We start from the raw sequence: 21,847 nt of genomic DNA on the forward strand, positions 1-21,847 counted from the left end.
TGTGCTTGCTAAAAAGGCTGAAAAACTTGCTAGTTAAGAACGTCAACAGAAAGAGAAATTAGCAACTTATTTAAGGTTTTAAGGTCACTGGTTATAAATCCTGATGAGATTTAATCGAATCAAGGTAAGCTGCAAATAGACCATTGATCGAATCTCGCTAGAAATTAGTAAACCCATGAGCTTAATGCCTAAGCATTTACCGAAAACTGCTGCCTTTTTAGAACGTAACGCCCAAATGCCCTCTAGAAAAACATCTCTAAGGCAATGGTGTTTTTTTTCATGCTTGACGATCGCTTTGCTGTCAGGATGCCAACCAGCACCAACTCCAAGCACCACAGTCACACCAACTGCGACGGCGACCCCAACGGCAACGACCACCATCAAAGATAAAGCTCCAGAGGGGATTTTAGAACGGGTGAAAGCTCGCGGTAAGCTAATCTGTGGTGTAAATGGTAAGTTATCTGGTTTTAGCTACGTTGACGAAAAAGGGGTATGGAGTGGCTTAGATGTAGACTATTGCCAAGCGATCGCGGCGGCAGTCTTGGGGGATGCCAAAGCGGTTGAGTTTAAACCATTGCTAGCCAAGGATCGCTTTGCAGCGATCCAAAGTGGGGAAATCGATGTCTTGATGCGAAATACGACCCGCACTCTAACCCGTGATGTCGCTACGAATATTTCCTTTGCGCCTACAACTTTTTTTGATGGTCAGGGTGTAATGCTCAGAATTGGGGCAAAACCAACAGCTTCTCCGACGAGTTCGCCCAGTTCCGCAACTTCTGTGTCGCCTTCACCAACCGCCTCGGCTTCTCCCACTCCTAGTCCTACTAGTACACCTTCCGCCGACAAAGAGAGGAACAAAACGGAGCAACAAACACCTAAAACCACTGAAGAATTGGCGATCTCGCTCAAAGAACTGACAGACAAAAAAATCTGTGTGGAAACAGGTATCAACGCCACCAATCTGGAATCTACATTCAAAGAAGCAAATATAGCGATCGAGTCCATTATTTTGCCTGATCTCGATGAAGTCTTGAATGCTTATTCAAAAGGTGATTGCGAAGCAATTTCTTCGGAAAAATCACAACTTGCAGCATGGAGAAGTAAGTTACCTCGTCCTGCCGATCACAAAATTCTCGATCTGAGTTTATCGAGGGAACCCCTTAGCCCAGCCCTAGTTGGTAATGATGATCGCTGGCGGGATGTGGTGACATGGATAATCTATGCCACCTTCTACGCCGATGAATTGGGTATTAATATGAATAATTACACGATTTTTAAGGATACTAAAAATCCTGAGGTGGCGAGATTTCTTGGCACATCTGACTCTTTGGGGATTGAGCTGGGACTTGCTCCTGATTGGACTACCCAAATTCTTAAGCAAGTGGGAAATTACAGTGATATCTACAATCGCAATCTTGCGCCCCTAGATATTCCCCGTGGTCTAAATCGCACTTGGAAGCAAGGTGGTTTGCTCTATTCGATGCCATTTCGTTAAATGCGGCAGTAAATGCAGAGGTATTTATGTTTCAAACTGCGACTAGGGAAATTACCTTTGAAGAGTTTCTCGATTGGTATCCCGATGGCTATGGCCGTTATGAACTTTATGATGGAGCGATCGTCGAAATGCAGCCAACAGGAACCCATGAACAAGTAGGCGGTTTTACGGCGACAAAATTAGCAGTAGAAATTGATCGCTACTCCATGGATTGCTTCATTCCCCGTCAAGCATTTGTGAAACCGATGAATTCTCATCGATCGGGTTATATTCCTGATGTGATCGTCCTCAATCAAGCAGCCTTAGAATTTGAACCCCTGTGGAAAAAACGTTCCACCATTACTAAAGGCGAAACAATTAGGTTGGCGATTGAGGTAGTTAGTACCAACTGGCAAGATGACTATTTAACGAAGTTGAGAGACTATGAAGCTTTAAGTATCCCTGAATATTGGATTATTGATTATCTTGGCTTGGGTGGGCGGCGCTATATCGGTTTTCCAAAACAGCCAACCTTATCGATTTATAGTCTTGTCGATGGGGAATATGAAGTACAACAATTTCGAGGTGGCGATCGCTTGATATCGAACGCTTTCCCACAGCTAACGTTAACCGCAGAGCAAATTTTTAATTCGGGTAAAGATTTTTGATTTTTGATGGCGCGGCTTTGCCGCGCCATCAAAAATCTTATGGTAAAAATAAAATATCTGTGTGGTGATTTTGAAGGTATACACAAATGTCATTTATCGTTTCCGCGATTGCCTCACTCATCTCGATATTGGTATTTTTTAATAACAAAAAAATTGTTGATAATCGTATTGCCCAACTGGTGATTCAGATAATCGCAGGATTAATTGCTTTAGTCACTACGATCAATGCCTTGAGTCGATTGATAATTGTGATTCCTGCGGGAAATGTTGGCGTAGAAGATTTTCAGGGGAAGGTCAGCGATCGCAGCTTAACCGCAGGGCTGCATGTGATTAATCCCTTTGCGGATGTAGTGCAGTTTTCTGTGCGATTACGCGATCTCAAAGAAGAAATTGGCGCAACCTCTAAGGAAGGTTTAGCTTTGGGGATTGATGTCAGCATTCAATATCGAATTGATCCTGCTAAAGCACCAAGTATTTACCTAAATATCGGCACTGAAGAAAGCGAAATTGTGATTTCGCGATTTCGGTCGATTTCTCGCGAAATTGTAGCTGGATATTCTGCCGAAGAAGTTTATGCCACTAAGCGCGAAGAAGTTAGTCAAAAACTTTCCGAAAAATTGCGATCGCAACTTGCACCGATCGGATTCATTGTTGATGAGGCTCTATTGCGAAACGTGAAAGTGCCTGAGACTTTGCAAGCAGCCATTCAGCAACGCCTCAAAGCTGAGCAGGAAAACTTGCAAATGAAATTTGTCTTAGAAAAAGAGAAGCAAGAAGCCGATCGCAAACGAATCGAGGCAAAGGGTAGCGCTGATGCTCAAAAAATCTTGGCGGAAGGGCTTACTCCCGCAGTGTTGCAACTAAGACAAATTGAAGCGACTGAAAAACTAGCGCAATCTCAAAACTCTAAACTAGTAATTCTTGGCAATAGTCAAAATACACCTTTAATTTTGCCTGTTGATCGTGAAGCTGCTAGAGCTATTGCGCCAGCACCATAATCCCAAAGCAAAAAATGGCGCAGCCATTTTTTGCTTTTAAAACCCAAGAATTGGTGGTGCGCCGCGAAGCGCCGCACCACCAATTCTTGGCATATAGCTATCGCCATTCTTGTGAGGACATAAAACCCAAATAGTGTGAGGCGGCGCGAAGCGCCGCCTCACACTATTTGGGTTTTGATTTGTTCTGATACAGGTGGCGATAGCTATATAACGCCCAAAAGCAAGCCATAAGAGATTTTTTAAAAGTGTTGCAAAGCAACACTTTTAAAAAATCTCTTATGGCTTGCTTGAGATTGCTGATGGTTGAGGTGACTCAAACTGTTAAAATTTTTGCTAGGTTTAATAAAATTCTTTACAGTTTCTTTACAGTTTTAGTCAGAAAACGCAGACAGGATCGCAAAACGTGAGAATTGCAGTAGATGCGATGGGTGGGGACTTTGCCCCACGCGAAATAATCGAAGGAGCAATATTAGCTCAAGCCCAATTGGGTGTAGATATCGCGCTAGTGGGAGATCGCGACATTCTCGCTAATTACCTCAAGCAACATAACTATCAAGAAAGCGATCACCTTGAGATCGTGCCGTCAGAAGGGATCATCGAAATGGATGATGAGCCTCTCGAAGGGTTGCGCCGCAAGCCCAACTCCTCGATCGCCGTTGCCATGAACTTAGTTAAGCGCAAGCAAGCTGACGCTGTAGTTTCGGCAGGACATTCGGGTGCAGCTATGGCAGCCGCTCTATTGCGTTTAGGACGCTTATCGGGTGTAGATCGACCAGCGATCGGCGCACTATTTCCTACACAAGTCGCACATAAACCCGTATTACTGCTCGATGTCGGAGCAAATGTGGACTGTCGCCCCAAGTTTTTAGAGCAGTTTGCCATCATGGGATCGCTCTATAGCCAATATGCGATCGGGATTAAAGAGCCTAAAGTTGGTTTGCTCAATATCGGCGAAGAAGCTTGTAAGGGCAACGAACTCGCGATTCGCGTTCACCAAGCGCTCCAAGATAATCCCCAAATTACCTTCGCAGGAAATGCTGAAGGGCGTGACATTCTTAAAGGTCAGTTTGATGTCATTGTTTGTGACGGTTTTGCAGGCAATATTGTCCTCAAATTTGCTGAAGGTGTTGGTAATGCCGTCATGCAAATTCTGAAGGAAGAATTGCCTAAAGGTTGGCGGGGCAAGCTGGGCGCATTAATCTTGAAACCTAATCTCAAAAAGGTGAAAGAGCGCATTGATGCCGATGAGTATGGTGGAGCTTTATTGCTCGGTGTGGCAGGTATCTGTGTGATTAGTCATGGTAGCTCTAACGCTGTAAGTATTCGTAACGCTATCCGTGTTGCCAAGGATGCAGTCGATAACGGTGTACTCGATCGCATTCGCGGTCAAATCAAGCCCAAAGTATCTGTCCCTGCGGACGACACTCCTGATGACCCACCAACTTAGCCTACTTTCGAGATCGGCTAAATTTCTCTATTTTTATGGAAACGGTTTCTCGGCAAATATTTCCATAAAAATAGAAGTTTTATTTCAGTGCAAAGCGCTGTAACACTTTTTATTCAGCCTTTATTCAGCTATTCAGACTAAATACAGCCAATGACTAATATTGAATCTTCTCTCGTCGGAGTGCGTTTTGTCGGAAGCGGTTCCGCAGTACCAGATCGCGTACTTAGCAATCACGATCTCGCCCAGATGGTAGATACCACTGACGAGTGGATTGCCTCACGTACAGGCATCAGAGAGCGTCACATTGCTGATGGCGAGAATGATTCGGTAGCAAATTTGGCAGCACAAGCAGGGAGAAAGGCGATCGCTGCCGCAGGGCTTACACCCGAAGATATTGACCTGATTATTCTGTCCACCTCAACCAGTGATGACTTGTTTGGCACAGCAGCCAGAGTTCAAAAAATCTTGGGAGCCGAACGAGCCGTTGCTTTTGATCTGGTGGCGGCATGTTCAGGATTTGTATTTGGCGTAGTCACGGCTTCGCAATATATCCGCACAGGGGTTTATAAAAATGTCCTGTTGATTGGCGCAGATGTGCTTTCGCGTTGGGTAGATTGGCAAGATCGTCGCACTTGTATTTTGTTTGGTGATGGCGCAGGAGCTGTCGTTTTGCAAGCTAGCAGTGAAAGTAAGCCCCAAGATCATCTCTTAGGTTTCGAGATGCGAAGTGATGGCAAGGGTAATGATTTACTCAATATCAATTATTTGGGACGTAGCACCTTTGAACCCATCAGTATGAATGGTCAGGAAGTCTATCGGTTTGCAGTAAGGCGCGTTCCTGAAGTGATCGAAAAATCCTTGCACTATGCTCATCTGGAAGTTCATGATCTCGATTGGCTAATTCTGCACCAAGCCAATCAGCGCATTATTGATGCTGTAGTCAACCGTTTTGGCATCGATCCCGCGAAGGCTGTCAGCAATATGGGTAAATATGGCAATACTTCTGCCGCCTCCATCCCGATCGCCCTTGATGAGTGGGTACAGGCTGGCAAAATTCAACCCGATCATTTAATTGCGATCGCAGGTTTTGGTGCAGGCTTAAGCTGGGGTTCAGCAGTCTTGCGTTGGGGATAAACAAAAGGATTGCTTTGCAATCCTTTTGTTTATACTCTTAGTCGATTTTTGGGAATCCATTTACTTAACCCTGTCAAGCGATCACGCCAAGTCACGGAGTCTCGAACCTCTTCAGGCAGAAGGCTTGCCATATATCGCAGTTCTGCATCAGAGAGAGGCGATCGCCCACAAAAAAATGGATGTCTAGGCTTGCGACTGCAATAGCCAAAAAAGATCGCCGATCGATCAAATTTAGTAGGAGGCTTGCCTCGATGGTAGTATCGCGCTGTATCTACAAAAATCACCGTGCCTGCTTTACCCGTACAGGTTTTATACCAATTTTCCTGCATATGTTCGGGTAGCATCTCCTGAATTTCATGATGAAAAGCAGTTTTATAACGGCGTATAGATTTAGTTCTTAAGTTTCTACATAGAAATTCATTTGCGTCAGGAGTGGCACATTCAAAGGGGCCACCATCTTCGGTTACATCATTGATATAAACGCCTATTTTGATCATTTGCCAGTCTTCTTTGTCCCGATGCCATTTACGAGGGCCAGATTCTCTCCCGTCTGGAAGACTGTAGTAGTAAGACAAGCCATCATAAGCAACGGGTAACTTGAGATAGTTTTCAATAATGCGTAGAAGCTTGGCATCTGCGCCCCACAAGAATAACTCTGGGTAACGAATGATCTGCTCTGCATTAATGTTTAAGGTGTGTTTACCTCTATATAGAGGATTTTGGGCATTGGATTTGAACTCTTGTGAGATATTTTTGGCAGCCAGAAAAAAGCGATCGCTACCTGCAATTGCCAAATCCTCCAAAGTTGCCAGCGCAACCCCATATTTTTCTAGATCTTGGACAATTTTTTGCTCTTCAGGTGTTGGTCGATGGAGTAATGGTTGATAGTCTTGGATAAATCTTTGATAGCGTGGATACAACAACCTTTGCTCAATCACGTCCAGATTGCTAATAAATAAGGCGATGTCCGATGGAGCGCTGACTGCTCGCTGCCGTAGTTTATCAAGGGTTTGATAAGCCTGAGATATGATTTTTTGATACATCCGAGTAAACCTTAAAAATGCTCATATTTAATTCATATGTCTCAGATGTTTAAGCAAGACTGCCTAAGTCATAAGGAAGCTTTCTTATGATTTAGGCAGTCTTTCACTCTATTGATTGATTTCTTGATTGAATTGTTTGATCACTTTACATAACGTAATCAAACATGAGCAATAAATAAAAAATAGAGGTAATTCTTATGTCTGTTCAAAACCAAAAAGATGAGTGGCGGCGCTTCGCGCCGCCACTCATCTTTTTGGTTTTATACATCCATACAACAAGTGTTTGTTTATAAAATCGCGTAACTTTGAAATAAGGAATGAAAATTAATTAAAACCAAAATTTGTAGTGGCGGGCGAAGCCCGCCACTACAAATTTTGGTTTTAATTGCACAAGTTAATTAATTTTCATTCCTAACCAGAAACGCCCCTTTGCATCTCGCTAAGGGACATTTCTGGTTTTTAATTATGCCGAGGTACTTAGCCAAGTTAAAATTTCATGATTGACGCGCTCAGGATGATCGTCGTGAGCGCAATGCCCCAGTCCTTCCAAATACATTAAAGTCGCATTAGGTGCATACTTCACTAATCGCTTACCTTCAGACGGAGGAATTAAACGATCGCAACTTCCCCATAGAATTAACAATGGAACTCGTAATTGAGAAAGAGCTTGAGTTAAGCTGGGCGAATAATTGGGTTGATTAATGCTCCGATTGAGACGGAGAAAAGCTTCAGCAGCTTGGCGATCGCGGGCAGGTTTAGCGATAATTTCTACTAACTGATCATCCACCCGACGGCGATTGCAATAGACAATTCCCTTAAGAACTAAACGAATCGTAAAGGGTTGACGCACTAAATGGAATAGCGGTTTAACCAGAAATGCCGAAACGATTGCCTTAACCGTGCGTTCAATTGGCTGTAATGCTTTGGGAACCATATCGTTAAAAGCAGCGATATCAGGCAAACTGATGACGACTACTCCTGAGGCAATTTCGGGATGATGACTCGACGCGATCGCTGCAACGAGAGAACCAATTGAGTTACCAATAATCACCATTGGCACATTAATAAATTTTTGCCAAAACTGAAAAACCTGCTCTACCCATAGATGGATCGAATAGTGTGTTGGCGGTTTCTCTGAGCCGCCAAAGCCCATTAAATCAATTGCATAGACCGTATGATTTTCTGCTAAGGCAGGAATATTGCCACGCCAATGATCGATCGCTGCCCCAAATCCATGAATTAGTAGAATTGGTGGCTTAGTGCGATCGGAACTCTGTGATCGACAAAAGCCATAACGCAATCGCCATCCTCGAAAATACCAGTCGCGATATTGCATTCCATTAGTCATGTTGATCACTGTAAATATTTTTGCGAACAATACTTAAATGACAAAGGCTCGCAAAGCGAGCCTTTGTCATTTATTCGCCTTTTGCACGAACTAAACGACCGTCACTGGTGACATGCAATCCGCATTCTTGGTTACTCATCTCCCACCACCAACGACCAGCACGAAGATCTTCACCCGCTTGGACGGCTCTCGTACAAGGCGCACAACCAATGCTAGGGAAGTTCTGATCATGGAGGGCATTATAGGGAACCTCATTGGCATGAATGTATTCCCAAACTTGATCATTTGTCCAATCAATCAAAGGATTAATCTTGGCAATGTTGCGATCGCCATCTAGCTCAACAGTCTCCATTGTGGAACGGTTAGCGGTTTGGTCGCGACGTAACCCTGTAATCCAAGCATCTAGCCCTTTAGTCGCACGACCAAGAGGCTCTACCTTGCGAATGTAACAACATTGCTTGCGATTTTCTACGCTGTCATAAAACAGATTAATTCCCTTAGCACTAACCATCTTCTCCACGTCTTCAGCCTGTGGAAACATGATTCGCAATTGGAGTTGAGGATATTTTTGTTGGACTTTGGCAATTACTTCATAGGTTTCAGCATTCAATCGACCTGTATCAAGGGTGAACACATCGGCATCGGGCTTGATTTTGGCGATCATATCGATCAAGGCGACATCTTCGGCTCCAAAGCTCGAAGCTAGTGAGATCTTTTTATAGTTACCGAGCGCCCATGTGAGTACTTCTTGAGGGGTTTTGCCCTTGAGTTGAGCGGCGGCGCTGTCAATGTCTGTTTGTAAGGTCATTAGTTACTTGGTGAATGCGCTGACTTAAAATTATTAGAACTTACGCAAAACGCTTTGAAAGTCTCATTTCACGGTAAAGGCAATTCATGCATTGCCTTTACATTTAGTCTTTTCGCGTAAGTCCTAACCATAATTTTACTATAGTGGTTTTCATTTTACCTAAGGCAAAATGAAAACCGCAAATCCTTGCTGTAGTTTAAATAAAAACCATTGGCTTATTCTTAAATGGCGCAAAAGCTTCCGCATCAAAGCGGTAGAGACTGGCGGGACGACCTGCTCCCCTTGAGGTTTTGATACCAGTATCGCTGAGGAACCCTAGCTTGAGTAAGCGAGTGCGAAAGTTAGAATAATCAGAAAAATTTTCTCCAAGCACAGTTGTATAGAGTTGATAGAGATCGCTGAGCGTAAAGGCTTCGGGCAAGACATCAAAAGCGACAGGACTGTATTCGAGCTTGTTACGAAGGCGGCGATGTCCGTATTCGAGAATGCGATTGTGATCGAAGGCGAGTTCGGGAACCTGCTTGACGGGATACCACGCAATACCACTGACTCCATCGGCAATTAGTTCCGCTTGAGAGAATGGAACTAAAGCAAAATAACTAACGGATAGATAACGCACTGCATAGCTATCAGGAGCTTCGCGAGGATCCCGTCCAATGTCGCCAAAGGTGAAAAGCTGTTCTAGATAAAGATTTTTAGCGCGAATTTTTTCGGAGAGGATGCGATAAGCCGATTCTTCGAGAGATTCACCTTGACGCACGAGAGTCCCTGGTAAGCACCAGCGATCGCGGTATGGTTCATGTTGGCGCATCACCAGTAGCACCAATAGACGATTCTGCTCGGTATCTACGGAAAAAATCACGTTGTCAACACCGACCTTAAAATCTGCTAAGGGTTTGGGGGCTATGGGGCGGGACTTTTCGGCCATGCGTAAAGCGACTCTCGTTGGATATATGCTGCGACTGTGGGTATTATGACTGAACTGTTGCCATTGTTGCGATAGTCTGACGAAGAAACGTTAGGTATTGAGGTGGATTCAGGGGCGATCGCAACTTCAGTACCCATATTCACAAGTCGCTCGATATCCGACTCTGTAATGGTCACACCTTGACGGGGAACGACTAGCAGTTTGACTTGTTGTAACAAATCTGGGGCGCGATACCATGTGGTTAGTTGGGTCACAAGGTCGCCGCCGATGACAAGGGTAAAATTTGCATGGGGCAAAAGTTCTTTGGCTTTCTCGACGGTGTTAATCGTGCGCGGATCACTCAGTTCGGGATGCAAGCCAATCGTTTGTGCTGGTGGTTGGATCGCGGCGATGGTTAGCTCCATCATGGTAAGGCGATCGCTGAGGCTTGCCTGATGGGTTTTAAAGGGGTTATCGGATACCCAAACTAATACGCGATCGTAATGATTGTCGAGCCATTGCAATATCTGTTGATGTCCAATGCTTGGTGGATCGGCGCTAGTTCCAAAGAGAGCGATGTTCATTTGCGTGTTAAAAGAGAAACTCTGGATCGAGGATTTGGGCGATCGTATATGGGCATTTAGTGGAAAATGTTTGTAGGGATTTTTGTGTTTCCTTTGCCACATCTCTCCGCGCCCGTCGATAGTATAGCTATAGCCACCTGTATCAGGACAAATCAAAACCCAAATAGTGTGAAGCGGTGCTTCGCGCCGCCTCACACTATTTGGGTTTTATGTCCTAACAAGAATGGCGACAGCTATATTTCTCTATCCTTGTTAAGAAGTCTTGTTCATAACTTGCTGCTTTTTCCATAGTCTAGTTTGCTTGGTTGGCTATCTGAAAAGCTATATATATCAGTCCTAAATCATTTGTAGATTTTTGGGGTTTGTGGAAGCGCCCCCCTTCGGGGTACGCTTCCACAAACCATTTAGGATTGCTATATGTATGTTAAAGCATTTTTTGAGGCGATCGCTTTTTCTCGAAGCTAAAAATCAATGCGATACAAAACCTTCCTTTTCAAAATGATGATCTGTAGTTAGAGCATATGTTATACCTTTGGCGTATCAAAATAGAGATTACTGCATCACACAATAAATAGGTTTTATCCATGCGATTCAATAAGCGATCGCATCTTCATGTTAGTGATCGTAGATTAAAATAGTGTTGATGATGCTTGCTTTAGCCTTAAATCTATGATTACAACTCTTAAGAACAAGCAAATATTTGTTTTATTGAACGAGCTAAAGGCTGCTCTGAAAACACTCTATGAAGATAGATTGTTTTCGGTGATTCTTTTTGGTTCTCATGCAAGAGAAGAGGCAACTTCCGAATCAGATATTGATGTGATGATAGTTTTGGCAGATCCTGTTAACGCAGTTGAGGAGAGAGCAAGAATGTCTAGTCTTTTTTGGTATTTCTTGAGAGAATATGATGAATTAATCTCAATTATCCCAATGTCAAAATCTCGATTTATAGCAGGCGAGATTTCTTTTTTGAGAGTGGTTAAGCGTGAAGGTATTGAGATATGAATGAATTAGCAAAGTTCTTGCTATTGTCTAATGACGATCTGGAAACTGCTCAATTGCTATGTGACTGCGGGCGCTACCGTTCTGCTATATCACGTGCTTACTATGCGATGTTCTATATGACTCAATATTTACTTCTCTCTGAAGGATTGGATACTTCTACTCACAAAGGAGTTCTCAAGATGCTTAGTCTTCATTTTGTGAAAACAGGGAAAATAACTCCAAGTGTTGCTGACTTACTGAGAGAGGCTTACGATGCGAGACAAGCTTGTGATTATGAATCCGATATGGCTGAAGATGAAGCTATGGCTAAAAATGCGATCGCTAACGCCCAAATTTTTATTTCTGAAGTTAAAATATTACATTCTTAAAATTAATGATCGCAAATTCCCAAAATTAAATAGCGATCGCCATTCATCACCCATAAACTTAATCGCCTATTTCCCACTTCAAACAGCGATCGCACTTTATCACCTATAAACCTGATCGCCTATTTTTTCTTTGCATCAGTCACAGGGGAACTATTCAGCCGCCGAACTGCTTTTTATACCAAAGCACAAAATAGCGTAGCCATTTTGCGCTTTTATAGCTGTCGCCATTCTTGTTAGGACATAAAACCCAAATAGTGTGAGGCGGCGCGAAGCGCCGCCTCACACTATTTGGGTTTTGATTTGTCCTGATACAGGTGGCTATAGCTATAAAACCTTTGTTAGGTTTGGTTTTTAACTCACAAAAGTGTTGCCACACTTTCGTGAATTGGTATTAAACGTTCTATTGCTATCTATCCAACAAAAATGAGAATTGCTATAAACACACAGAAGGGACACATTGCGTTCCTTCTGTGTTTATGTGAAAGCAAGCAAACCGAAGTATAGAAATATTCCCAATACGGGTACAAAAGTCAGCAAACCATAAAGCGATGATTTGCCGAGATTGACAGGCATAGCAAATAAAATAATCAAAGCAATGACAATATTAACGAAGGGAATAAACAGTAAGATTAGCCACCATCCTGGTTTTCCAGCAGCGCGAACTATTACCCAAGCTTGTGCGAGCGGAATCCATGCCAGCCAACTATTGGGAATACTAAGCTTGTCAGCAATTTTCATCAGACAGAAGCTAGTGAAAACATAAACTACTAAGCCAAAAATACTAGCAAAAAGTATGATTTTGTTAATAATTGCTTTCTCGTCTTCAGCCAGAGAGCCGAAATTTCTAAGAATAGGTGAATCCACATTACTATCTTGAGCAATGAGCCGATCGCTATTGTTTTTGGTAATTAGAGAAGACGTAGCGATCGCATTAGACAACGAACTAGAAGCAGAAAAACTAGGCTTCACAATAAAATGCTGTAATCCAATGACAGCAAACATAGTAATCAAAACCAGAGCCAATCTACGCCAAATTATCCCTAGGTGAATAAAGCGTATATATTTAGGAAAATTCACTTTTTATACTCCTAAAACCAGAGCAAGATCAGTATTACTTCTGGCAATAATGTAAGCCTATAGGAATACCTATCTTGTTAATTCAAGGGCTTCAGATTTCTTAATTCTTGAGCTTAATTATTATTACGGTAGTTTCCCAATGTAATCGCGAATTACGGGCGTAAAGATTTTCACTACCTGTTGATAAACTTCTCTTTTAAATCTCACAATCGAATCAAGAGTCTTATCGATCGCCATAAATTGAACCACCCGAAACTCGCGATCGTGGATATCTAATTGGCAATCAGAGGCAGGATGATCCCAATAAAAAGCAAACCAACGCTGTCTTTGACCGCAATAGTTAGCCCATTTTCCTGATAGTTTTAGGGTTGCCGGAAAATCATAATAGAGCCACTCAGGATGCACATAGGCTAAGACAGCATCATTAATGCCAACTTCTTCATACAGTTCACGCAAAGCAGCCGCTTGAGGATCTTCACCATCATCAATTCCACCCTGTGGAAATTGCCATGAATCAGGTACGCCGATACGTTCACCGACCAGCACCTCACCTTTGCGATTAAAAACAATAATCCCCACATTTGGGCGATAGGATTTTTCTGGTGTCATAGATTTTCACGTAAACAAAGCAAAAGCATAGCACCGTCATTAATTATCATCAAAAAGAGAAAATCCTCACACTGAGCGCGAGGATTTTTTTCTTACAGCGCTTTGCGCTCAAACCTATAAATGAGCTAGCAAGTGCAGCAAAGCAGCTCTTGCTAGCTCATCTGCGAGTCGTATCCCTAGACTAAGACTCGTTCCAACTGGGCTACAGGTTCTGATATTTCTGCGCTTAGCGGCGATCTCTTAGGAGTTTGCAAACCCACCATTTCCGCATTGCTTGCTCCTGGGGGAACCATTGGATAACAGTTTTCATCACGCTTGACACGGAAATCCGCAAACACAGGACCATCATAGGCAAGAATCTCTGCAACCGCAGATTGCAAATCACTTGGTTCAATTACCTTGATCCCCTTAATCCCAAAGGCTTCGGCAAGCTTCACAAAGTCAGGCATACCCACTTCCATATTAGAAGAAGAGTAACGCTCATCATAAAAGCTTTCTTGCCACTGGCGTACCATGCCTTGCCAACCATTATTGATAATGATCACTTTGACGTTAATGCCATACTGCGCCAGAGTGCCAAGTTCTTGAATATTCATCTGAATACTGGCATCACCACTAATACAGATCACTTGATCATCTGGTAAAGCTACCTTTGCGCCCATCGCCGCAGGCATCCCATAGCCCATCGTGCCAAGCCCTGCGCTGGAAATCCACTTGCGAGGACCAGTTTTGATTAACTGAGCCGCCCACATTTGATGCTGACCAACATCAGTGGTGAAATAGGCTTTTGGCGCTTGCTTACCAAATTCGTAGATTACTTGCTGGGGTGACAAAACATTGTCATAGGCAGGCACTTCCAGAGGGTAATCCTCTTTCCACTCATCGAGTTGAGCAAACCAATCTTTGGTTTGAATATTTTCTTCGTAGCTAGTTGCTTCAAGTAGAGCCTGTAAGACTTCCTTCACATCGCCGACGATTGGCACATCGGGTTTACGATTTTTGCCTACTTCCGCAGGATCGATATCAATATGAATAACTTTGGCTTCAGGCGCAAACTTGTCCAGACGACCTGTAACGCGATCGTCAAATCTTGCCCCAACTGCAATCAATAGGTCACAACCCTGTACCGCAAAGTTGGCATAAGCCGTACCATGCATCCCCAACATACCTAGGGACAGATAGTTGCTTTCATCGTAAGCACCTTTACCCATCAGGGTTGTAGTGACGGGCAACTGGAAGCGTTTGGCAAACTCGGCAAGCTCAGCATGGGCATCAGCAAGCACCGTACCACCACCTGCATAGAGCAAAGGTCTTTTGGCTTCACGAATTAAGGCGATCGCCGCTGCAATTTGATGCAGATGTCCTTTGACCCTAGGCTGATAACCAGGCAAATCAATCTGTACATCAGGATTATATTCAAAAGCTTTCTGAGCAATATCCTTAGGAATATCTACCAATACTGGTCCTGGACGACCAGTGCCAGCAATATGAAAAGCTTCGGCAACTATACGTGCTATATCTTCGGGTCTACGAATAACATAGGAATGTTTGACAATCGGTAGCGTAATACCCCAAATATCTGTTTCTTGAAAAGCATCTGTCCCGATCGCATAGGAAGGAACTTGTCCCGTGATTACCACCATTGGGATCGAGTCCATTTGGGCTGTTGCAATGCCAGTCACCAAATTGGTTGCCCCAGGTCCTGAAGTCGCCACACATACGCCCACATTTCCAGTGGCGCGGGCATATCCATCAGCAGCATGGACGGCTCCCTGCTCATGACGCACGAGATAATGCTTAAGCTCTCCTCTTGCCTCAGACTGATAGATTTCATCGTACACTGGCAGGATTGCTCCGCCAGGGTAACCAAAGATATGTTTTACACCCTGCCGTCTCACGCTATCGATGAGAGCAAATGCACCCGTTGTTCGCAAAGTAGCCTCCTCTAGACTCATACTGATCTTATTCGCGATCTACAGCGCTATGCGGTCAAACCCAATGCAATAAATTTTTTAAAAGTGTTGCTTCGCCACGCTTTTAAAAAATTTATTATGTTCGCTTGATCGGTCATTGCTGTAAGAAAACTTATTTTTGAAACATTTTCAGATACTTTTTTGCTTTTTAGGGCTGCGCTGTGAAATAAAGAATCAATTTTTGATGGCGCGGCTTCGCTGCACTATCAAAAATCTGGTTCTTTATTAAATTCCACAACCCCTACTACGAACAAGTAGTTTGTAGCAAGTACCTTAAGTTGATAATTTGTAGCAATTGTATCGATAATAACATAGACAAGCTGTCCAAAAGCTGCTAGGAATGATGTCTTGATTTTCCAAAATTTTGGAAAGAAAGCCCAGTCCAGCGCAAAGTTTGATTATTAATTTAGCCATAGACAGACCCCAAAGGGGAGTTGCGACATGAAGCGTAGCAGATCCCCTTTGGGATTTTGGTTTTAACAAAATGTACAAAATATTAACAAACATGTAATGTTTGCCCCACGAAAGAGATCTTTAAGCTACAAAATACCGACAAGTCCCATTTGAAAATATAATGACTTCGTGTTCTTCTGTCATATAGCGTCCATATAACTTCTCATGAGTGCAAATTCAGATAAAGATATTCCCGTTAATATCTACCGCCCTGCCAATCCCTTTACGGCTAAATGTATTTCCAATGATGTGCTGGTTAGACCAGGTGCGGTTGGAGATACTCGTCACGTAAAGATTGATATTTCTGGAGGCGATCTTCGATACTTAGAAGGTCAAAGTATCGGTGTCGTCCCCCCCGGTGAAGACAAAAATGGTAAGCCTAATAAACTTCGCCTCTACTCGATCGCTTCAACCCGCCTCGGTGATGATCTTGATGGTAAAACTCTATCTTTAAGCGTCAAGCGTCTAGAGTATCAAAACGAAGCAGGTGAAACGATCAAAGGCGTATGCTCCAACTTCTTGACCGATCTTAAACCTGGTGATGAAGTCAAGCTGACTGGCCCAGTTGGTAAAGAAATGTTGTTGCCCGATGATCCTAATGCCACAGTCATCATGATTGCCACAGGCACAGGTATCGCCCCTTTCCGCGCCTTTTTATGGCGGATGTTCAAAGAAAAGCATGAAGATTACAAATTCAATGGTTTAGCTTGGCTATTCTTTGGCGTGCCAACTGACACAACAGTTTTGTATAAGCCAGACCTTGAATGGCTAGCTTACAAACACAAGCGGAACTTCCGCTATGATGTGGCGATTAGCCGTGAGCAGAAGAATGCTAAGGGTGAAAAGATGTACATCCAAAATCGCATGGCTGAATATGCTGATGAGTTGTGGGAAGTAATGCAAAAGCCAACTACCCACACCTATATGTGCGGCTTGCGCGGCATGGAAGACGGGATCTCTGAGTTTATGACTAAGACGGCTGAGAAAAATGGTGCTGTTTGGAAGGATTTTGAAAAGCAAATGAAGCGTGACGGTCGTTGGCACGTTGAAACTTACTAAAAACTAAACAACTAAAAAAATAGAGGTTCGCACAGCGAACCTCTATTTTTTTGTAACTATCTATAGCTGTAGTCAAGTGTATTAGGACAAATCAAAACCCAAATAGTGTGAGGCGGCGCGAAGCGCCGCCTCACACTATTTGGGTTTTATGTCCTAACAAGAATGGCGACAGCTATAATACCAATTTACGAAAGTGTGGCAATATTTTTATGAATTAAAACTCAAATCCAGTAAGGGTCTTGGTTTTAATTCATAAAAGTTTTGCTTAGGACATAAAACCCAAGAATCGAGTGGCGGCGCGAAGCGCCGCCACTCGATTCTTGGGTTTTGATTTGTCGTAGTTTGGCGCTCAAACCCAAACCAAGGGATTTTTTGAAAGTGCTGCTTCGCAGCACTTTCAAAAAATCCCTTAGGGATCACATAGAGTTAAACTGTAAAATGCAACTAAAGCTTAATAAACATTTTATAAAAATGACCAAAAATGTATGGGTATTCCCTGGACAAGGTTCTCAGGCTGTTGGTATGGGCTTAGATCTTGCGGAAGTAGGCAAGGATAAGTTAGATAAGGCTGAGCAAATTTTAGGCTGGTCGATTTTAGAAAAATCACAGACAGATGCGAACGAACTTGCCAAAACTGAATTTACTCAGCCTTGCTTATATGTAATTTCTGCGATTCTTGCTGATATCTTGAAATCAAAAGGTGCAAAACCAGAGGTTGTGACAGGGCATAGCTTGGGCGAATATAGTGCACTCTATTGTGCGGGTGTAGTGGATTTTGCTACAGGTTTGGAATTAGTAAAGCAGCGATCGCTACTGATGTCAGAGGCAAGCGGCGGTGCAATGACTGCTCTGCTTGGATTTGATCGCACTGCCTTAGAAACTGCGATCGCCCAAACTGAAAATGTAATTTTGGCTAATGACAATAGCAATGATCAGGCTGTGATTTCGGGAACAGAAGCGGCGGTAAAATCTATTTGTGAACAGGTTAAGTCTAAGAGAGCGATTTCTTTGGCGGTAAGTGGTGCATTCCATTCCCCTCTAATGGCGGATGCATCGGCTAAATTTACGACAGTTCTTGAACAGACTATCTTTAATGAAGCAGCAATTCCTGTTATTTCTAATGTAGAGCCAAATGATGCTACGACTTCTGGACAGCTTTTGCGCGATCGCCTGACTCAGCAGATGACTTCCCCAGTCCGTTGGCGCGAAATCTGTTTGTATCTAGCCGCCCAAGGATATGAACAAGTGATCGAAGTTGGTACAGGCAAAGTTTTGACAGGACTTGTAAAACGTACGGCTCCTAACTTGAAATTGGTGAATGTCAGTAATTTGGAACAGGCGATCGCTTTTTAAAAATCATTACAATAGAATAGGTATATGTTGCCTATTCTATTGTGAAATAGACTCTAATAGGGGTGCGATCGCCTCAGCTTCTAAAGGTGCGAACAGATGATATCCCTGCCCTGCATCACAATTACAACTTTTCAGATAGTCCAACTGCTCCGCAGTTTCCACCCCTTCTGCAATCACATTTAAACCCAGATTTATTCCCAACACAATTATTGCTTTGACGATTTCACCATCCCCAGAATGATGATCAAGTTGGTTTATAAAGGAGCGATCAATCTTGAGGGTATGAATTGGGAATCGATGCAAATAGCTTAACGAAGAATAGCCCGTACCAAAGTCATCAATACAAGTTTGAATATTGTTTTCACTCAACTCACCTAGGATTTGCGCCGCTAAAGAAGTTTTTTCGATTAATATACTTTCTGTTACTTCTATCTTTAAATTGTGGTTGTTTATCTTTGTCTTTTGGATAATATTCTCGATTTGACTAGATAAATCAGATTTAGAAAACTGTTTAGCAGATAAATTAACATTCATGGTTAAGTTAGCCGCGATCGGGAACTGCTCCTGCCATGCCCTTAGCTGAAAGCAAGCCTTCTCTAGTACCCAAAAGTCAATATCTACAATTAGTCCTGCATCTTCTGCTAGTGGAATAAATTCCGCAGGATAGATCAATCCTTGTTCAGGATGCTGCCATCGTGCTAGAGCTTCAAAGCCCAATATTCGTAGTGACTTTAAGCAGACAATGGGTTGGTAATGTACTCGCAATTCTTGGCGTTCAATCGCTCGACGTAGCTCATTCTCTAGCCTCAGTTTTTTGAGAGCCTCCGTATGCATCGTAGGATTGAATATTTCATATCGATTTCTTCCTTGTTCCTTGGCTCGATACATGGCAGTATCAGCATCACGCAACAACTGATCTGGTTGTGTATAGTCGGCAGAATTGAGAGCAATACCAATACTCGTACTAATAAATATTTCATTGCTCTCTAGCATTACTGGTACTTGCAATGAGTCTTTAATCCTATTTACAACCTCAATTACATCATTAATATCGTCAATCTCTTCCAGCAACATCACAAATTCATCCCCGCCCAGCCTTGCGACCGTATCCCCCGATCGCAAGCAGTCAACTAGACGTTGAGCCACAATCTTTAATAACTGATCACCTGCTAGATGTCCCAAACTATCATTGATCACCTTAAATCGATCTAAATCTAAAAAGAGAACTGCGAACTGCTCAGGCAGATTTACTGAATTTAGATATAAGCGCCGATTGGATAGTTGTAAAGCATGGTTGAGGCGATCTAAAAATAAGGAACGATTTGGTAAGCCTGTTAACGAATCATGAAAAGCATCATGACGCAGTTGAGCTTCCATCTTTTTGCGTTCTGATAACTCTGATTGAGCATTTTGATAGAGTTCTGACTGATGGATGGCGATCGCACATTGATCAGCGATCGCCTTAACGAGTGATAGCTCATTTTCAGACCAAATACGTGGGCGATCGCACTGATATAGACTAATTCCACCTAAATAAGTTTGTTGATACAACAGAGAGGTAATCAACAGAGACTGAATACTATATTGTTCTGCTAAGTTTCTTAGCTCCTCTGGAAGATCATTGCTAATTTGATGAATAGGAATCTGCTTTCCTTGGATCAAAACATGTTGATAATGGGTATAAAACTCGCAAGATAAACCAACGACAAGTTCATCAGGATCAATATTCTTTTTGCTGGCATAACATACCCGCATTTGTTGCGAATTATCTGGCTGGAAGATTAAACAATGAGTAACATTTAAGGCTTCCTGTAAGAGATCCGCCGTTGTTTGCAGCACCTCTGCTAAAACGAGAGTCTCTCGCATGGATTGGACAATACGATTGATAATAGTTTCGCGCCATGCTTGCTGCTCAATTTGAGCGATCGCTGCTTTTTGCTGCTGGCGTAATGTAAACTCTTGCAAAGCCCGCTGTAAAACACTAGGCAACCGAAATAACCGATCCTTCAACACATAGTCAGTCATCCCCGCTTTGATGCATTCAACGGCTGCTTCTTCCCCTAAACTGCCTGTAATCAAGATGAATGGAATATCTTGTCCCGATTGCTTGAGAAAACTAAAAGCCTGTAGCCCATTAAAACTAGGTAGTCGATAGTCTGACAAGACGACATCGTAGATTTTATTTTGCAAAAGCTTCTGGCATTCGATCGCTGTGGCTGTGGTGTCATAGGTAAAGTATAAACCTGATGATTCAAGAGCTAATAGAGTTAGCTCCACATCTGCTTCTACATCTTCAATAATCAAAATATGCAGCGATCGCTGTTCTTCCAACTTTTCGGATTCTCCCAACTCTGGCATCAAGTTTCCCATGGTTTACAGACGCAAAGATATCGGCTTAGAGTTTTTACTAGTCATTCCCAACTACTTGCAACTACTTAATGAGAACTACAGAACCCATTTTTGTGGTGCTGCTTCGCCGCGCTACAAAAATGGGTCTTTATTTTACTGAGAGATCTTCAAGTGTTAGCTAATAGCTCCTATTTACCAAAGTATATCTAAAAAAATACTTAGATAAACAGTAATAATACTAATTCATAAAAGTTCCTTTATACTTTCGAGTGCTCAAGTTCAAACCCAGTAAGGGTTCTAAAAGCTAAAATGGCATTGCTATTTTTAGATTTGATATAGCAATGCAAGTTTTGCTTAGGACATAAAACCCAAGAATCGAGTGGCGGCGCTTCGCGCCGCTACTTGATTCTTAGGTTTTGGTTTGTACTAGCTAACTCTTTTTTTGCTATATATAGCAACTCAAGTTTTGCTTAGGATATAAAACCCAAGAAGTGAGGGGAGGCGCGAAGCGCCTCCCCTCACTTCTTGGGTTTTGATTTGTCTTAGCTAACTCTTTTTTTGCTATATCAATCATGGATCAACTGGTGGTATCTGATTTAGCATCATCCAGTAAAACCCTACTTTTTGCGACATTTCTACAAACTGTTGAAAATCTAAAGGTTTGACAATATAACTGTTGACACCTAAATCGTAACAAGCTTTTAAATCTCGGTTCTCGCCTGATGAGGTCATGACTACAACCACAATATTACGAGTACGCGGAGATTGACGAATCATTTCTAAAATTTGAATGCCATTGATTTTCGGTAGTTTTAGATCTAAAAGTACGAGCCGAGGCAATGGCTGAGTAGGTGGTTGACCATCTCGCCCAAATAAATAATGAACCGCCTGTTCGCCGTCTGACACGACATTTATTTGATTGACAAAGTTATAGCTGTCTAAGGCAATTTGGATTAATTCAACATCATTAGGATCATCTTCAACAAGGAGAATTTGGGTGGGTTCCATATATTTAAACTATAAGAATTACACGAAAACACAAAATGGCTACGTTATTTTGTGTTTTCAAAAACCTGACTGGGTTTGGGTTTTAATTCACAAAAGCGTGCCGCCACTTTTGTGAATTTGTATTACTAGAATTATTGCGCTTTGCAATTTCAGAGTAAGGGTTTTGGATTTTCATTTTGTCG

The 21,847-nt window shown here is 42.7% G+C and carries 18 protein-coding genes and 2 pseudogenes; 9 read left to right on the forward strand and 11 right to left on the reverse strand.

Annotated features, from left to right (window positions below):
- Positions 1–184: 184 nt before the first annotated feature.
- From H6G05_RS02820 to H6G05_RS02840, 5 genes are all read left to right on the forward strand, one after another.
- Complete coding sequence (locus tag H6G05_RS02820; protein WP_190576137.1) at positions 185–1,495, forward strand: amino acid ABC transporter substrate-binding protein; 1,311 nt, start codon at positions 185–187, stop codon at positions 1,493–1,495.
- Positions 1,496–1,521: 26 nt separating this feature from the next.
- Positions 1,522–2,142: a Uma2 family endonuclease gene (locus H6G05_RS02825; RefSeq protein WP_190576139.1), complete on the forward strand. Its 621-nt coding sequence runs from the start codon at positions 1,522–1,524 to the stop codon at positions 2,140–2,142.
- A gap of 86 nt (positions 2,143–2,228) precedes the next feature.
- Positions 2,229–3,140, forward strand: a complete 912-nt coding sequence (locus H6G05_RS02830; RefSeq protein WP_190576143.1) for a prohibitin family protein — start codon at positions 2,229–2,231, stop codon at positions 3,138–3,140.
- Positions 3,141–3,543: 403 nt separating this feature from the next.
- Positions 3,544–4,587 carry a phosphate acyltransferase PlsX gene (gene plsX / locus H6G05_RS02835; RefSeq protein WP_094534988.1) on the forward strand — a complete coding sequence of 348 codons (1,044 nt, stop codon included), beginning with the start codon at positions 3,544–3,546 and terminating at the stop codon, positions 4,585–4,587.
- Positions 4,588–4,737: 150 nt separating this feature from the next.
- Complete coding sequence (locus H6G05_RS02840) at positions 4,738–5,721, forward strand: beta-ketoacyl-ACP synthase III (RefSeq protein ID WP_190576145.1); 984 nt, start codon at positions 4,738–4,740, stop codon at positions 5,719–5,721.
- A gap of 29 nt (positions 5,722–5,750) precedes the next feature.
- On the opposite strand, the gene H6G05_RS02845 is transcribed toward H6G05_RS02840, so the two are convergent.
- The 6 genes and pseudogenes from H6G05_RS02845 to H6G05_RS25940 all read right to left on the reverse strand — a co-directional run.
- On the reverse strand, positions 5,751–6,764 hold the full coding sequence (locus H6G05_RS02845; RefSeq protein WP_190576147.1) for a hypothetical protein: 1,014 nt from the start codon (positions 6,762–6,764) through the stop codon (positions 5,751–5,753).
- A 463-nt stretch (positions 6,765–7,227) separates the two neighbouring features.
- Entirely contained in the window at positions 7,228–8,112 is an 885-nt protein-coding gene (locus tag H6G05_RS02850) for an alpha/beta fold hydrolase (protein ID WP_242025199.1), read from the reverse strand.
- Positions 8,113–8,182: 70 nt separating this feature from the next.
- On the reverse strand, positions 8,183–8,920 hold the full coding sequence (locus H6G05_RS02855; RefSeq protein ID WP_190576149.1) for a phosphoadenylyl-sulfate reductase: 738 nt from the start codon (positions 8,918–8,920) through the stop codon (positions 8,183–8,185).
- Between the two features lie 196 nt (positions 8,921–9,116).
- Entirely contained in the window at positions 9,117–9,848 is a 732-nt protein-coding gene (locus H6G05_RS02860) for an NUDIX hydrolase (protein WP_094534967.1), read from the reverse strand.
- The gene (locus H6G05_RS02865) at positions 9,824–10,411 is read right to left on the reverse strand and encodes a nicotinate-nucleotide adenylyltransferase (protein WP_190576151.1); all 588 of its coding nucleotides are present in this window, start codon (positions 10,409–10,411) and stop codon (positions 9,824–9,826) included. Before H6G05_RS02865 ends, H6G05_RS02860 begins: the two co-directional genes overlap by 25 nt.
- Positions 10,412–10,418: 7 nt before the next feature.
- A pseudogene (locus H6G05_RS25940) lies at positions 10,419–10,523 on the reverse strand (DUF29 family protein); the annotation flags it as partial.
- A gap of 557 nt (positions 10,524–11,080) precedes the next feature.
- Between H6G05_RS25940 and H6G05_RS02875 the strand changes: the two are divergent.
- Complete coding sequence (locus tag H6G05_RS02875; RefSeq protein WP_190576153.1) at positions 11,081–11,416, forward strand: nucleotidyltransferase domain-containing protein; 336 nt, start codon at positions 11,081–11,083, stop codon at positions 11,414–11,416.
- Complete coding sequence (locus H6G05_RS02880; RefSeq protein WP_190576155.1) at positions 11,413–11,784, forward strand: HEPN domain-containing protein; 372 nt, start codon at positions 11,413–11,415, stop codon at positions 11,782–11,784. Before H6G05_RS02875 ends, H6G05_RS02880 begins: the two co-directional genes overlap by 4 nt.
- Positions 11,785–12,258: 474 nt before the next feature.
- Here H6G05_RS02880 and H6G05_RS02885 read toward each other — a convergent pair whose 3' ends face one another.
- The 3 genes from H6G05_RS02885 to ilvB all read right to left on the reverse strand — a co-directional run bounded on the left by H6G05_RS02885 (position 12,259) and on the right by ilvB (position 15,431).
- Positions 12,259–12,786: a DUF5684 domain-containing protein gene (locus H6G05_RS02885; protein ID WP_190576157.1), complete on the reverse strand. Its 528-nt coding sequence runs from the start codon at positions 12,784–12,786 to the stop codon at positions 12,259–12,261.
- A 198-nt stretch (positions 12,787–12,984) separates the two neighbouring features.
- Positions 12,985–13,470: an RNA pyrophosphohydrolase gene (locus H6G05_RS02890; RefSeq protein ID WP_190576159.1), complete on the reverse strand. Its 486-nt coding sequence runs from the start codon at positions 13,468–13,470 to the stop codon at positions 12,985–12,987.
- A 176-nt stretch (positions 13,471–13,646) separates the two neighbouring features.
- Positions 13,647–15,431 (reverse strand): biosynthetic-type acetolactate synthase large subunit, encoded by a 1,785-nt coding sequence (gene ilvB / locus H6G05_RS02895; RefSeq protein ID WP_408962457.1) that lies wholly within the window; start codon positions 15,429–15,431, stop codon positions 13,647–13,649.
- 627 nt (positions 15,432–16,058) lie between these two features.
- On the opposite strand from ilvB, the pseudogene H6G05_RS02900 reads away from it, so the two are divergent.
- Together H6G05_RS02900 and fabD are read left to right on the forward strand one after the other, a co-directional pair.
- Positions 16,059–16,955 (forward strand): annotated as a pseudogene (locus H6G05_RS02900) (ferredoxin-NADP reductase); the annotation flags it as partial.
- Between the two features lie 471 nt (positions 16,956–17,426).
- Entirely contained in the window at positions 17,427–18,308 is an 882-nt protein-coding gene (fabD, locus tag H6G05_RS02905) for an ACP S-malonyltransferase (protein WP_190576164.1), read from the forward strand.
- 36 nt (positions 18,309–18,344) lie between these two features.
- Here fabD and H6G05_RS02910 read toward each other — a convergent pair whose 3' ends face one another.
- Together H6G05_RS02910 and H6G05_RS02915 are read right to left on the reverse strand one after the other, a co-directional pair.
- Positions 18,345–20,678: an EAL domain-containing protein gene (locus H6G05_RS02910; protein WP_242025201.1), complete on the reverse strand. Its 2,334-nt coding sequence runs from the start codon at positions 20,676–20,678 to the stop codon at positions 18,345–18,347.
- Positions 20,679–21,227: 549 nt separating this feature from the next.
- Positions 21,228–21,665 (reverse strand): response regulator, encoded by a 438-nt coding sequence (locus H6G05_RS02915; protein WP_190576165.1) that lies wholly within the window; start codon positions 21,663–21,665, stop codon positions 21,228–21,230.
- Positions 21,666–21,847: the final 182 nt, after the last annotated feature.

It is taken from the genome of Phormidium tenue FACHB-1050, from assembly GCF_014696925.1.
Lineage (GTDB): Bacteria > Cyanobacteriota > Cyanobacteriia > Pseudanabaenales > Pseudanabaenaceae > Pseudanabaena.